The following is a 504-nucleotide window of genomic DNA, read 5'->3' on the forward strand; positions in this document are numbered from 1 at the left end:
CTGGCTCATGCGCGGGCCGTTCTCGATGCGGCGAATGGTCATGCCCAACTCCCTGCAGCTCGTTTGCTGCGCTTGCAAAAACAGGCGGCGGCCGGTTGCGGGGCTGCCGGATATACGCGCCATGGGCCGGAATCGGCGTCCGGCGCGCTTCAGTGCGCAGATATACGCATACGGCGTCGCGGCAAACGGCCAATTTGTGATCCGCCGCCCGGTAACGGCCGCCGGTTTCACAACAACGCGACCTGAAGCGGCGGACATCTCCGCAATCCCGCGCACAAAAAACGCCCGACGCTTGGGCGTCGGGCGTGAAATGGTGGTGCCCCTGGCCGGGCTCGAACCAGCACTCCTTTCGGAACTCGATTTTGAGTCGAGCGCGTCTACCAATTCCACCACAGGGGCATTGGGCGCGGATCATAGCGACGCCATGCACCAGGTCAACGCCCCGAAGGGACTGTCCCGATGATCTGTCCACCGCCACGCGCATCATGCACGCGCATCATGGCG

Annotated in this window: 1 tRNA gene; it reads right to left on the reverse strand. The window is 64.1% G+C overall.

The features are described 5' to 3' along the window. Positions 1-314: 314 nt before the first annotated feature. Positions 315-399 (reverse strand) — tRNA-Leu (locus tag AC4FS3_RS29610). Between the last annotated feature and the right edge of the window lie 105 nt (positions 400-504).

This window comes from Pseudogemmobacter sp. TB195, from assembly GCF_058313095.1.